Below are 12,722 nucleotides of genomic sequence, written 5' to 3' on the forward strand. Positions count from 1 at the left end.
GCTCACAGCTGCTCACGAAATGCACACGGAATAGACAAATGATAGATAATAGATACTCTTAAGAATGCACACGGACTGCTCACGAAATGGCAACTTACACAAAATTAGCTTCAGGCCATTGGCGTGCGCAGATACGCAAAACTGGTCTGAAAGATAGCAATACATTCAAGCTTAGACGAGATGCTGTTGAGTGGGCTACCGCGAGAGAATCACAGGCGAAACGTATTATATCCTCTGGCTTCCAATCCATTGAAGAGGGCTACACCGTAGGGATGCTTATAGACGAATTCGTGCGTGACACCCCAGCAGGAGGGAAAACCAAGACAGCTACTCTTACTATGCTAAAGCGAGAGCTGGGCAATATTGGTCTTCGCTCCCTTTCTAACTTGCACATGATGGAATTCATAACTAAAAGACGTAAGACCGCAGGTGGTGTGACGATTGCCGCCGATCTGTGCTTCCTTACAGCTATTCTTAAGTACGGTAAGCACGCACGCAAAATGGACTTAGATTTAAACCTCACTAGAGACGCCAGAGCACAGTTATCAGCTCTGAAGGTTAATACCCGTAGTAAAGAGCGTGATCGAATGCCCGAAGACGCGGAGCTTGACCTTCTGTATGCACACTGGTCTAAGAGCAAGACAATGAAGACGCCTATGGAGACTATTTGCAGGTTTGCTTTAGCCACTACTATGAGACAGGAAGAAATCTGCTCTATCTTATTGAGTGATATAGACCCATCCACACCGTCTATCATCATTCGCAACAGGAAAGACCCTCAGAAGAAGTATGGCAACGATCAAACGGTTCCCCTACTCCCTGCTGCATGGAAAATCATAGAGCCTATCTTTGCAGAGAGTAAAACAGGAAGAGTATTCCCTTTTGAAGCCAACACAGTCTCTACCTCCTTTACACGGGCTTGCAAGGCTACAGGGATCAAAAACCTCCACTTCCATGACTTACGCCATAAGGCTACAAGCGACCTGTTTAATAAGATGGGCTTCCAAATCCAACAGGTTGCAATCTTCACAGGCCATAAAGATTGGAAGATGCTTGCACGCTACACGCATACCACAGCCAAGGACGTTCTAAATTTCCTAACACAGAAGTCTATTTCTGTGGCATAATATTTCCGTTGTAAAAGCTTTTCGGTCTTTTGTTGTTGGTTGGCAAGAGGCGTGGGATGAGCAGAACTAGATTTGAGCAAGCGGAGACGCTTGTTTATTTTTTAGCCCTCCTCGGACTGTTCTTCCATCCTGCCCGAAAGCTTTTTAAACACCATTTTATCAACCAGCTAAACCAAATTAGGAGGAATTAGCGCAACGCAGGGAGGTTCACCATGACTAACAACACAGGAGTAAATCAACAACAACTTTTACAGCTTTTAGGCTTCGTTTCAGAGGCTGATGTAGCAGCACTATCAGGTGTAGAGCTATCTACCCTTAAGAAGTGGCGCAACACCGGCACAGGGCCGACCTATGCCTACTGGGGTAATGAATTCTTCTACCCCATCGACGGACTCAAGACTTATTTGACCTCCCTAGTCAAAGAGCGCATTCCGCTAGACCCCGCCTCACAGATGCTGTAGGCGTGATACTAAAGAGTGCTCCTGTAGCTATAACGCTGCTGGAGTGCTTTTAGATAAATTCATTTTAATAATCTTGACCTAGGTCAATGACAAATATCTTGACATTTAAACTAATTGCTGTATAATCTTTTATATTAGTGAGGAAATCTATACCCTCCTTATCTAAAGACCAGTAGATCATCTACTGCGTCCCTCGTTTTACCGCGCAGAAGCCCTGTGCCACCCCTGTAGTACCAAACCCAAAAATTCTAAAAACTATATCCACCAAATGGAGGGACAATATCGTGTTATCAAAAAGTCAACAAACTATTATTACTATCCTGCAGCAACTTAGAGCAGGTTCATCAAACACTGCTATCGCTGCAAAGCTTAACGAGCTACAGCTGACAACACCTCGTGGGCTTGCTTACTCATGCAACGCTATAGAACAAGACATTTGGAAACTTAGAAATCCTGCTGAGCATTTCAAATCAACGTTATACCAAGAGCTGCTTCTTCTTATCGTCAGTGGACAACTAACGCTTAAGGATGCTTTTACAGCTCTCTATCAGTCGCCAAGATTGAGTGGTAAATAATGCGTTCAATTTATGTCTCCTACGTGAGCAGCGTGCTCATCCACTTGATATCCCTCGGAGCCAGCTATCCAGCGATGGCAGAGGTACTAAACCACCTAAGCATTAAGCATTCCGAACGCCCTTATTGGAGAGCCGGTGAGGTGATTGCATTCGGAATCGAAAATCCGCTTCAGTCGTCCTATCGCCTGTCCCCTATCCAGACCCAGCACTACGCAACGATATTGGAAAAAGTGAAGAAGCTTGAGGTCTTAAATGGATAACGCTCAAACATTAGCTTCAATTTTCGCTGTACGCACTTATCTCGAATCAATGCCAGACGATCTCCTGTTTGACTCAAATTTCCGAGATCAGATGGAGCGTGAGCTAGGCGAAAAAGTGGGAATGAATACCTTCTTTAGGGCTTCACTAGCTGGGGGTTTCACGCTATCAGCTGGTGATAAAGCCAGAACATTTAGATGTCAGCGCCCTAAAAAATCACTCATTCAAAAGCTAAAGAACTTCTTAAAACAACTATAAAGGAACAAACAAAATGACAAATAACTTACTACTTAAATTTCCAAACCCTCTATCAATTGACGTTTTGCACTCTCAAGAAGCGATTGCAGCGCACGCAGCAGAACATGAGCGCATCTATCAGCACAACAGAAATACTGAGCGCCTGATTAGAGAAGCACAAACCCGAGCAGACAACAAAGAGACACGCCCACTAACAGACTCTGAATACTACGCTGAGAACGTAGAGCGTGAGAAACAGAAGCAAGCCAAAGCTGCTGCAGCTGCTGACGAAGTAGTGAAGAAAGAAAAAGAGAGAGAAGACTTTCTCGCATCATCTCCTGCTGTTGTGCAGATAGAGGCTAAGAACCCCGTGGCTCTTTGCATGGACATTAGCCACTGGTGCAATAAAGGCTATCAGGTGGATTTAAATTCAATTGATTACTTTGACATTGGACTCTATTCGTTGAGGTTGCTTGCACCAGCTAAACCAGCAATCAAAGGAGGCAAGAATGCTTAATCGGATTAAAGCAGCTATGAATAAGAAGTTTGTTCCTGTAGTGGCGAAAGCCACACAAACGACTTCTAAAGCCACTACAGCCCCTACAGCAAGCGCAATCGCTAAGCTTGATTCGTTCTCACTTGAATTGTCAGCACAGACCCTCTCCGCGCTCTGTTTGATCGCGGCTGCACGAGGTGTTGATTACTTAACAGCGATTGAGCAGCTGGTGACGGAGGCTAAGCCAGCCCTTTCAACTGAAGCGGTAACCACACCTACAAGTGAGTTGATCAAATCCATTTACGGAGAGAAGAAATGAGCAGCAATATTCGCACGATCAAAAGCACAGATCGCCAGGAGCTTGTTGCTAAAGACGGAGTTCGACTGCAGCGTAAGTATCTCTATTTATTACCTGAGACATGGCTAGCACTACAGGTGCTCGTTAGAGAGACCGGGTTGAATCAATCGACAATAATCAAAAACATGATCGCCAACGAAGCTGGCAAAGATAAGGAACCACATGACAACTACAAAAACCACTGAACTATCAGCAAAAGAAGCAACGAAGAGATACGCAAAACATTTAGAGAATGAAAGCTATTGCCACGACTACTCTAAGATTTCTGTAATGGCTTTAAAGAGTAAAGGCAATCAGGAAGTGAACCCGCAATTTTTTGTAGATTGCTTTCCAAAGTGGGCTTCTACTGAAGGAATCAAAGTAGCTCAAAGCGAGTATCCAGAATTCATAGAGAAGCTTCCTAACGAATTGAGAAAAAGGCTACCTCAAATCTTTGGTTCAGCAATGAAACCAACGATAGAGAAGTTTTTCGTTAATTCAGCAGGCGTAAAGCTGTCGAATACGTTTATCCCATTCACCCCTGATTTTGTATCTATTCCTCCCCCTATTCTGGGGGAGTATTTTCAACGGGTTTGTATGAACGAGAATGATCGTAAATTCGTCCCGATGTTTTTAGCTGACATTATCCAAAATCCATGCATACGCCCTCAATCAGCTCTTGTAGTTACAGGCGCTCCGGGCACGGGTAAATCGTCGCTCTACAGGCTGGTAGAGCTGGCGCTAGGGCATAACCACACCTACAGCAAGAATAGCTACACGGACGCTTTTAAACCGTTCTCAGAAGTGTTCTGCAATAACTTGTTAGCGGCCTTTGACGATTGTGATGCAAATGATCGCAATGCTTACATGAAGTTAAAAGATGGGATAACAAGAAAATCCATGTCAGTAGAAATCAAGGGACAGCAAAACCTTGTAAGCCGTGATGTGTACTGCAGGATTATGATTTTCTCGAATCTGCCAGAAGCAGGTTTGGTGATTGAAGAGGGGGATAGACGCCTGTATTGCACAGAGCGTAGCGACCATCTTGTTAATGAAGCAGAGAGCAAAGAGTTCTTTACTCGTTTTGTTAAGTTTCTTGAGCACCCAGACACGCCAGCTATTTTGTATCACTACTTCCTGTCTATCGATCTCACGGACTTTAAGCGTGGTGAGCATGTTTCTACTCCTACGCATAAGGCCATGATTGAAAACAGCACTTCTGTCTTGTATCAATCAATTAAGGAATACACAGATGAAAAGCCTATTTTTGTAGAGGGAATGCTGAATGATTCTCTCATCTCTAGCGGAGTCAAGTTTCCTAACCCAGACAAGGTGAAAGCTGCTTTATCAGCTTTAGGATACGAGAGAAAAAGACGTGTAGTTGAAGGCTGCAATCCTTCAAAGATTTATGTTTTACAGCCTCGATCAATCCAAAAAGCGAGGGCACTGACAGATAAAGAAGCGCTAGCAATAGCAAAACACATCAGCTCAGACTTCTAAGATGTGTCCCAGCCTGTCCTATCTCGCTCCAAATCTGTCCTAATTTTCTAAAATGTGTCCCAGAACGACCTAACAATAATTATTTAAGCCATTGATTATAAAGAAATTTATTTGCCAAACATATCAGGTAGGACAGTTAGGACACATTCTTTAGAACTCTATTATTAGTATGAAGTATCACTTTTGTGATGCTGAAGTTTAATGAAAGGATTTATGTACGATTCAAAATTTGAGGAGACCACTGCTCCTTACCTACAGAGGTTTTCCTGCATCCGGTGCAGCGATACTCTCGAAGCGATTTTTAAGGATAAGCAAGGCGTGAGCTTCAAAGCTAAAGCTGATTTTTATCACCCTGCTACCGGCTTATTCATTGAGCTTAAATGCTCTGAACTTAATTCTAAGACGAGCAAAGCCAGCGCAGACAAAGCAATTGCTCGACAACTGGAATGGCGTAACGGAAATTTAAAAACAATAGACGAGCTTAACTTCAGCTGGAGTAACAGCATTTATAAGCAGTCGATCGTTCAGAAAGAGCTAACACGCAATAACTTCATAATCGTTTTTGATGTGCTCCCAAACTTTGACGAAGCTCAACGGCTTATTAAAGCGGGATTAGTGTGGTGTGACCTTAGATCGCTTCCTTCTTACTTAGGATTTCTCCAGCTGCAGAGGGCAGGTATTAATGCATTTACGTTTAGACTTTCTTACACAGACAATGAGATAGAACACGTCTTGTACCCCGCTACCTGATTGACTCTCAGCCGATTTTGCCTAGATGTAATATTACCTCTTTGCCTTCCCCGTAAAATAACGCAAGTAATTGATTATAAAGAGATTATTTGTTATCTCGTATAGCTTCCCGTCTAGCAGTTCCTCTGATAGCTAGAGTATTCGGTTTGAAATCTCACTTTGATAACCTGCTCCAGCTGTCAGCATTGCTTTTTATTCAATAAATACCGGCAAACCCACACCAAATAGCATAATCCCGCACCGTACCTCAGCCTAAGCATCGAAAGCTGCAGGGTCATCTCAACTGTACGAATATGATTCTTTTGGTACACCCTGCGGTGGGATGTACTAAACATAGCTTGACTTAATTAAGTACACCACCTAAAATTCGTACATCATTAACGTACATAGAGAGCCAGCCATGTCTAGAGTCTTTGTTTATTGCCGCGTATCGACGTCCTTGCAGACAGTAGACAACCAGCTACAGGAGATTGAGGCAGCGGGCTTCAAGGTAACCCCCCAACGCACAGTCACAGAAACCGTATCAGGCTCAGTGCATGCATTGCAGCGCAAAGGATTCGCTCAGCTACTAAACAAACTGGAGCAGGAAGATGTTCTTATCGTCACTAAGCTGGACAGGCTAGGACGTAACGCTATGGACGTTAGGGCTACCGTTGAGCATCTAACTGAGATGGGTGTAAGGGTACATTGCTTGCAGCTGGGAGGTGCTGACCTAACAAGCTCTGCAGGTAAGATGATTATGACCGTGTTAGTTGCTATGGCTGAGTTTGAAAGGGACTTACTGATTGAACGTACTCAAGCAGGACAGGCACGAGCTAAGGCTGAGGGCAAGATAAGCGGCAGACCATCTGCTTTAGACGCTGAACAGAAGGCGAACGTATTAGCGCGTATAGCTAAGGGCGAAGCGATCGCTGCTATTGCAAGAGACTACAAGACGACTAGACAGACGATCATGCGTGTACGTTCTGCTGAAGCCTCTATACCCACTTAGAGAGCGCGCGCATGGCGCTGTTTCTATAAAGACGCCAATGCGGAGGGTCTTCCATGATCCTTCCAAGAGCCTTCCATGAGTCTTCCAAGAGGATTCCCGATGGTGCGGTGAATTAGCGACGATGTTTGTGTTTGTAGATATTTGAAAATTATCGATGGATCGACAAACATACCTCTGTTTTCCTGCCTAGCAGTGTCTAAGCCATAGGCAGATATTTTGCCCACAGAGGTATTTCAATCCACCTTCCTGCGTCACTTCCCTTATTATTTTTTTTCTTCTTTTTTTTGGGCTCGTCGTCCGCTCATTCTTCTTTTTTTAAGCTCATTCTTCCTTTATGCGTTTATTGAAGTCATCCTACTTTTATTGGTCGTTCTACCTTTATGTCCCCATAAAAGATTTGATTCGATTTGATGCCTGTTCAATCGCCTCAAGTTCAGCTTCAAACCAAGTACCTGCATCCGAATTAATGACGCGAAATCGTGGACGCCAAATCCCTACAATATGCCCACTCTTATCAGGCCATGAAAGACGCAAACTCTCGTCATCTTGCCTACTCTGCCCTGACGCATCATAAGGAGCTTCTGGATTGGTATAAAAATGCAGAGCCCTATCACCGACATTTTTCATTGTTTTTATCAGGCTAGGATCACCATCTTCTTTTGAGTCCGCGTGATAATCATTTACGCGTAAGGTACAAACGATCCGACTGTTTTGATCTGTGACTGGGTTTGCATCGAACATCGTGACTGCCTCATAAATCAAACTCATTTGACGAATATTGTCCCAAGCATTCCAAAATCGATCACGAAAGAGATCATTTATCTTGTCTGTTTTTTTTGGGGCAATGCTAGCCAAATGGGGCAAGCTTGATACCATAAAGTCCAAGTATGTCGCCACTGTAGATTCCTCATCAGGCTCAGACATCCATTCGTACAATCCATCAGCAGTTTTCCGCTGACTTTTGGTTTCCCATTTTCTAAGTATGCTGCGGGGAGATACACCCCCGAAAGATGCCATCGAATTAAACTCGTATAGAGTCAAAAGAAGCATTACGCAATCGAGCCGCAAACTGTTCTTTGAAAGCTCGTCTAGACCACTCGCCCGACGAAGCACGGACGCAACCTTAATACGTTTTAATGGGGAAGTCACTCTCCCATCATCCATGCCCTCAACCAAAGCATTCGGGAGCTCAAGATCGTTTTCCGCATTAAGAATTTCATACATAGGGCGATGCCTCAAGCCCTCATATTGAATTTTAGTATCCGATGACGCTGACTTAATAACTCCTAGCTCAATCAACTCGTCAATGACACCTTTTCCAGTCGCTTCGGACAGGCCAGCATAATCTTTCATTGACCTAACTCCCGCACCAATAATGGTGTGCGAAGCTATACCTTCAGGTGGGGCTCCGTCGGAAAATCGAGATAGCACTAAATATCCGATAACCAAATCTGACTTTCCATGCAAAGAGAGCGCCTTAAGCGTTTTCAAACTGGTTTTAAAATATCCTTGTTTCGATCGCTTAGCCATATCTCCCCCATAACGGAAAAACGGGAGTACACATAGGCACTCCCGCTCCAGATCAGCCATCATTTAAATGGCTGGTACAATAAATATGCCTGTCGATGCTCGGTAGTCGGTTTTGGAAACCGCACTTCGCATCGAGACCCCCCGACCACTACGCAATTTGGGCTGATTCAAATTGCTTGCCGGACAGCAAAAATCGAGGGACATTGACAGGACTTTTCAAATTCTTGCCGCATCCTCCACGGGATGCTTGTGCATTGCTAAATGGGGCGCTAAAGCCTTTAATTTGGTGACTAGGGCGGTTGGGTCATACTTCCTAATTCCATCCTCGCCGTCTTTTATCCGCACCATCAAACCCTTATCTGCAATTGCCGCTAAGTGCCGCTGAACAGTTCGCGGGTTCACGCCTATTCTCTTTGCCAACGTAGCAGGACTTGGAAAAGGCAACTTATCCTTTTCCCTCCATGCCATAAATACGTGGAGCAAGACAAGAACCTCACTATCTGACAAACCTAAATCATGCTGTTTAAGCAAAAGCACATTAGGCACAACAACGTAACCTGCATCTAAGGCAGAGCCCCACTTCTCAGTCACAGTAGATTTAGCTATTTGCATGTGTTGTTGCTTACTAAGTTGCTAGTTGATGTTTGCATTAAATCACGAATTATTTACAACGTAAATATGTATACTATTATGTATGACAATTCTGTCGCTTTAATTTTCAGTTTGTAGTTTTTGTGACGAAAAAAAGAGCCTAAAGGCTCCTTACGAAAAAGTAATACTTAAATGGCTTTACGTTTTGATTGCTAGGACATAGCAGCTTGAATCTGATTTCAATCAGTTGTGTAATGCGGCGTGTAACTTTCAAACTTTGCAGACAATTCTTTCTAGAATGCAGTTTGCGGATTCGCACATCTATAATCCCTCCAATTAACAAGAACTAAAGGGAGAGAAAATGAGTGAATGCACCCTACAAGTCATTGGCGCTCTAAAAGATATTTCTTTGGCAGTCGCAGGAATTGTTACAGCTTGCGTGGCTATTGCTGGGCTTAAGAATTGGAATCGAGAACTAAAAGGTAAAGCTCAGTTTGAAGTGGCTCGCAATCTTATACGAGCGACCTACGACCTCAGAGATAAGCTCAATATGGCTAGGTCACCGGCTATATTTAGCAACGAATATCCTTCCGAATATTCACATTTTGACCAAGACCCAAAAGTACAAGCAAGCGCCGAAGAATTTGTCTATCAGGCGCGTATGAAACCAGTTCTTAGTTCGCTTCGTGAATATCAAACATCTGCTCTGGAGGCAGAGGCACTATGGGGTAAAGATATTAAAGAGAAATGTACGGCCTTTGAAAGTTGTATTGGGATGTTTAGGAACGCTGTAAGTAGCTATATCAAGAATACGGCAAGTAGGGGTGAATACTTCAATGGACGAGAAGCGCTTCAAAAAACTACAGAAGAACGCTTATGGGATAGCCTTGATGAGTCCAATGAATTTACTAAAGAGATTAATAGAAAAATTTCAGACTTGGAAAATTTAACTCGACCTCATTTAGCCAAATAGCGCGATTTATCACTTTTGAGTTTAGATTTCTTAAGTTGAAGGGAAGTGCATGTTCGCCAATTTTTTACTTCGTTATATCTCCCCAAATGTTTTTTCTGCGCTCTTTTTTTGGGGAATGCCGGTACTTCTTTTTATCCGATATCTTTTTACTAATCCGCGTGGCGTATTACTACTGGTTTCCACCATCTACGTTTTCGCCTTCTACTTTTCTGATTCCCCACCCTATACGTTCGCTGAACTGATAATGTGGTTCGACTCACTCGATAAGGAATTCAAGACAGGTGTAGCAACCTCTCTTCTCACCATCATCGGATTCTTAATTACATTTCATGCCGCTACTAATAGCTGGAAAGGAGAAGTCCTCGCAAAACTGAGGGTTGAGGCGGCTTACGATATCGAAAATTTTTTTAACGAAGCGTCTCGGTTAACCTGCGAGCTAAGCATTTTTGCTAAGGCGGTGATCAGAGCTGTTGAGGGATATAAATTAAATGGCGTCACTTCGGAAACAACGTTCCAGTTACAGCAGATAATTGATCAAACTCCACAATATTTAGTAACCCGTGATCGTCTTTCCGCAATGTCTGTTGAGGCTCATCGTTTTGGCGGACGACATGCGGCAATTATTTCGGGACTGCCCCTTGCTACTTTAATGTTAGAAAAATCCATTCAATCGCTAACGGAGATAACGCGAAATATATGGTTCCGCTTGCCGAATCAATTACAAGAACAACAGATTGCCTCAGATGACTATGTTGCGCGAATTGATTTAAAAAATCTTCAGGCTTACATTGAAACGTATGAAGAAAAAATCGAAAGCATGCATGGAAGTGATGGCGGTCTTCGAGGAATTTTGTTGTATGCAGTTACCGGCTTTAATCTTTCAATGATTAATAGTGTTAAAGATAAAGAGTTATTAAAAAGAGGTGTATCAAAAACATTATTAGATCAAGAACGCTGACCACGACAACCTTATATCTTATCTACCGTATTTGCCCACATGGTTTCTCTTTTATTTAAATATTTGAGTTAAAAATTAATTTCTGGTTTCAGCCATGTGAGATCACAAGGGTAGAGTGGTGGAATAGCTCTAGGATTTTCTTTTATGGCCATATCACTAAATACTTTGTGATCATCATGCGTTTGCATTAGCTTCACATTTTTGATTCCAGCTTTTGCACACCTAATCGATGTATGAATGTGATTACTTCTAAAATTGATTGTTCGCATGAGGATTGAATAGAGTTCATACTTTTCTTTCTCACTATGCTCAGAAAGCCTCTGAGCAATAAGTGGCAGATCTTCAATCTTCAAATTCTGTTTAACTAATTCAATAAGATCTTGTTTCTTATGTTTTGAAGTGAATGCAATACCTTTGTTTGTAAGCGCGTTTTTGTATTCAGCTACTGTGAGTAAGTCATAGACAAAATCTTTTGTCAAAACTTGCTTCACAAAGAATCCAGTTGGATATCTTCCGAATTCAGCAAATCGTTCAGCCCATTTTTCATACCAAGTCCATGTCCATGATTTGCCTTTGAAATAGCTCTCATAAACACGCTTGTGATATCCACCTAAGTTAGGAAATCCACCCTCACAACCATTAATTATGCAGAGAATGTCAGCCTTGTCTGATTCAGATATGCCCTCGACATTTTTCATCTCCTCATGAAATACCCTCTTATATATTTCATGCACAGCATTTACTTCATTGATCGTAATGGAAGGTTCTTCTTCCTGAGTCACCTTTTTTTTACCAAATAGTGAGCCAAATATTCCCATGATGTTCTTTTAACTTTTTAATTTAGAGAGTAATTTCTCTTCTCTTTCAATGGCTTCTACAGCTCTTTTGTATTCCATATAATCAAAGTATTGGATATTTGGTGAATTCTTAGGCATTGCTGCACCTCTTAAAAAGAATGTTGGTTTGATTGGCTGATCAGTTGTGAACTCTTGTACAAATAATTCATTTGGTTGAAGTGCAGGATTGAATGTAAAAAAACTATTTGTATAGAAATCATCATCGTTGATATTAACTGAGCCCAAAGGAAACCCCCTGTTTCATTCTTAATCTTCACTCGAAAGTTCTAATAATTATGTTGCTTGCATTCTTCAGTATAGTTTTATCTTCTGGCGCATCATCAAGCTGAGATTCAACCCAGTCTCTGTCAATATATTGCGACTCATACGGCGGATATCCGCAAGCTGCAGCATCAGCGATTTCGTCAGCGCTGAAGCCCTGCTCATTCATTTCGTAATGAAATTCCCAGTCACTCCTTTCACCTTCGCCTACGTTACATTCATCATATATCCGCGTTCAAATAGCACTCTATGGCTCCGGATCACTTGGTAGGTGTCAGCGATTGGCCGATCGCGAACGTCTCCTTCCGACCCTAAGCGACTCGATAAAGTCGTAATCTTGGGTAGTTTGCTACGATTATTTCGATTTTGCCTAGACTGTTCGGGCCATAGAGAACATTGCATACTCCGACTTCACTTAGGAGAAATAAAATGAATCAATGGCTCATGTTAGGCATAGCAATAGCTGCTGAAACTATCGCAACATCGGCAATGAAAGCGAGCGAAGGGTTTACAAGGGTTATGCCCTCTATCATTGTTGTGCTTGGATATGGAGTCGCATTTTATTTTCTTTCTCTAACCTTAAAAACAATCCCGATTGGAATTGCTTATGCAATCTGGTCCGGTGTCGGCATCGTTCTAATTACACTCGCTGGATGGATATTATTTGGACAAAAGCTTGATGCGCCTGCATTAGTAGGCATGAGCCTCATCATTGCTGGGGTAGTTGTAATGAACGTATTTTCCAAAACGGGCCATTAATGGATTCGCGCCACCTTTGAGGTAGCCCCGCGTAGTCCAAGAATGTGTGTGAAGTGTCCGC

18 protein-coding genes are annotated in these 12,722 nt (G+C 42.7%); 14 read left to right on the forward strand and 4 right to left on the reverse strand.

All coding sequences use genetic code 11. The features are described 5' to 3' along the window. The first annotated feature begins 86 nt into the window (after nt 1-86). From Q7T66_RS04750 to Q7T66_RS04800, 11 genes are all read left to right on the forward strand, one after another. Nucleotides 87-1,127, forward strand: a complete 1,041-nt coding sequence (locus tag Q7T66_RS04750) for a site-specific integrase (RefSeq protein WP_304932158.1) — start codon at nt 87-89, stop codon at nt 1,125-1,127. Nucleotides 1,128-1,339: 212 nt separating this feature from the next. Further along, nucleotides 1,340-1,588: a hypothetical protein gene (locus Q7T66_RS04755; protein ID WP_304932160.1), complete on the forward strand. Its 249-nt coding sequence runs from the start codon at nt 1,340-1,342 to the stop codon at nt 1,586-1,588. 284 nt (nt 1,589-1,872) lie between these two features. Further along, nucleotides 1,873-2,163, forward strand: a complete 291-nt coding sequence (locus Q7T66_RS04760; RefSeq protein WP_304932161.1) for a hypothetical protein — start codon at nt 1,873-1,875, stop codon at nt 2,161-2,163. Then, the gene (locus Q7T66_RS04765) at nt 2,163-2,423 is read left to right on the forward strand and encodes a hypothetical protein (RefSeq protein WP_304932162.1); all 261 of its coding nucleotides are present in this window, start codon (nt 2,163-2,165) and stop codon (nt 2,421-2,423) included. The genes Q7T66_RS04760 and Q7T66_RS04765 overlap by 1 nt, the downstream gene beginning before the upstream one ends. After that, entirely contained in the window at nt 2,416-2,679 is a 264-nt protein-coding gene (locus Q7T66_RS04770; RefSeq protein ID WP_304932163.1) for a hypothetical protein, read from the forward strand. The genes Q7T66_RS04765 and Q7T66_RS04770 overlap by 8 nt, the downstream gene beginning before the upstream one ends. A gap of 13 nt (nt 2,680-2,692) precedes the next feature. Continuing rightward, nucleotides 2,693-3,175 (forward strand): hypothetical protein, encoded by a 483-nt coding sequence (locus Q7T66_RS04775; RefSeq protein ID WP_304932165.1) that lies wholly within the window; start codon nt 2,693-2,695, stop codon nt 3,173-3,175. After that, nucleotides 3,168-3,473 (forward strand): hypothetical protein, encoded by a 306-nt coding sequence (locus Q7T66_RS04780; RefSeq protein WP_304932166.1) that lies wholly within the window; start codon nt 3,168-3,170, stop codon nt 3,471-3,473. The genes Q7T66_RS04775 and Q7T66_RS04780 overlap by 8 nt, the downstream gene beginning before the upstream one ends. Next, nucleotides 3,470-3,697, forward strand: a complete 228-nt coding sequence (locus Q7T66_RS04785) for a hypothetical protein (RefSeq protein ID WP_304932167.1) — start codon at nt 3,470-3,472, stop codon at nt 3,695-3,697. Before Q7T66_RS04780 ends, Q7T66_RS04785 begins: the two co-directional genes overlap by 4 nt. Continuing rightward, nucleotides 3,675-4,991, forward strand: coding sequence for a primase-helicase family protein (locus Q7T66_RS04790; protein WP_304932168.1), 1,317 nt, complete (start codon nt 3,675-3,677; stop codon nt 4,989-4,991). The genes Q7T66_RS04785 and Q7T66_RS04790 overlap by 23 nt, the downstream gene beginning before the upstream one ends. A gap of 213 nt (nt 4,992-5,204) precedes the next feature. Then, entirely contained in the window at nt 5,205-5,741 is a 537-nt protein-coding gene (locus tag Q7T66_RS04795; RefSeq protein WP_304932169.1) for a hypothetical protein, read from the forward strand. Between the two features lie 400 nt (nt 5,742-6,141). Continuing rightward, nucleotides 6,142-6,732 carry a recombinase family protein gene (locus Q7T66_RS04800; RefSeq protein WP_304932170.1) on the forward strand — a complete coding sequence of 197 codons (591 nt, stop codon included), beginning with the start codon at nt 6,142-6,144 and terminating at the stop codon, nt 6,730-6,732. Nucleotides 6,733-7,110: 378 nt separating this feature from the next. On the opposite strand, the gene Q7T66_RS04805 is transcribed toward Q7T66_RS04800, so the two are convergent. Together Q7T66_RS04805 and Q7T66_RS04810 are read right to left on the reverse strand one after the other, a co-directional pair. Further along, complete coding sequence (locus Q7T66_RS04805) at nt 7,111-8,262, reverse strand: hypothetical protein (RefSeq protein WP_304932171.1); 1,152 nt, start codon at nt 8,260-8,262, stop codon at nt 7,111-7,113. 216 nt (nt 8,263-8,478) lie between these two features. Then, nucleotides 8,479-8,874, reverse strand: coding sequence for a helix-turn-helix domain-containing protein (locus Q7T66_RS04810; protein ID WP_304932172.1), 396 nt, complete (start codon nt 8,872-8,874; stop codon nt 8,479-8,481). Nucleotides 8,875-9,214: 340 nt separating this feature from the next. On the opposite strand from Q7T66_RS04810, the gene Q7T66_RS04815 reads away from it, so the two are divergent. Then, a complete protein-coding gene (locus Q7T66_RS04815) occupies nt 9,215-9,826 on the forward strand; it encodes a hypothetical protein (protein WP_304932173.1) in 612 nt (203 codons plus the stop codon). Nucleotides 9,827-9,875: 49 nt separating this feature from the next. After that, entirely contained in the window at nt 9,876-10,784 is a 909-nt protein-coding gene (locus Q7T66_RS04820) for a hypothetical protein (RefSeq protein WP_304932174.1), read from the forward strand. Nucleotides 10,785-10,852: 68 nt separating this feature from the next. Here Q7T66_RS04820 and Q7T66_RS04825 read toward each other — a convergent pair whose 3' ends face one another. Then, complete coding sequence (locus Q7T66_RS04825) at nt 10,853-11,602, reverse strand: hypothetical protein (RefSeq protein WP_304932175.1); 750 nt, start codon at nt 11,600-11,602, stop codon at nt 10,853-10,855. A 9-nt stretch (nt 11,603-11,611) separates the two neighbouring features. Next, nucleotides 11,612-11,866: a hypothetical protein gene (locus Q7T66_RS04830; protein ID WP_304932176.1), complete on the reverse strand. Its 255-nt coding sequence runs from the start codon at nt 11,864-11,866 to the stop codon at nt 11,612-11,614. A 465-nt stretch (nt 11,867-12,331) separates the two neighbouring features. On the opposite strand from Q7T66_RS04830, the gene Q7T66_RS04835 reads away from it, so the two are divergent. Further along, the gene (locus tag Q7T66_RS04835; RefSeq protein WP_304932177.1) at nt 12,332-12,661 is read left to right on the forward strand and encodes a multidrug efflux SMR transporter; all 330 of its coding nucleotides are present in this window, start codon (nt 12,332-12,334) and stop codon (nt 12,659-12,661) included. Nucleotides 12,662-12,722: the final 61 nt, after the last annotated feature.

The sequence above is a fragment of the Herminiimonas sp. genome, from assembly GCF_030655415.1.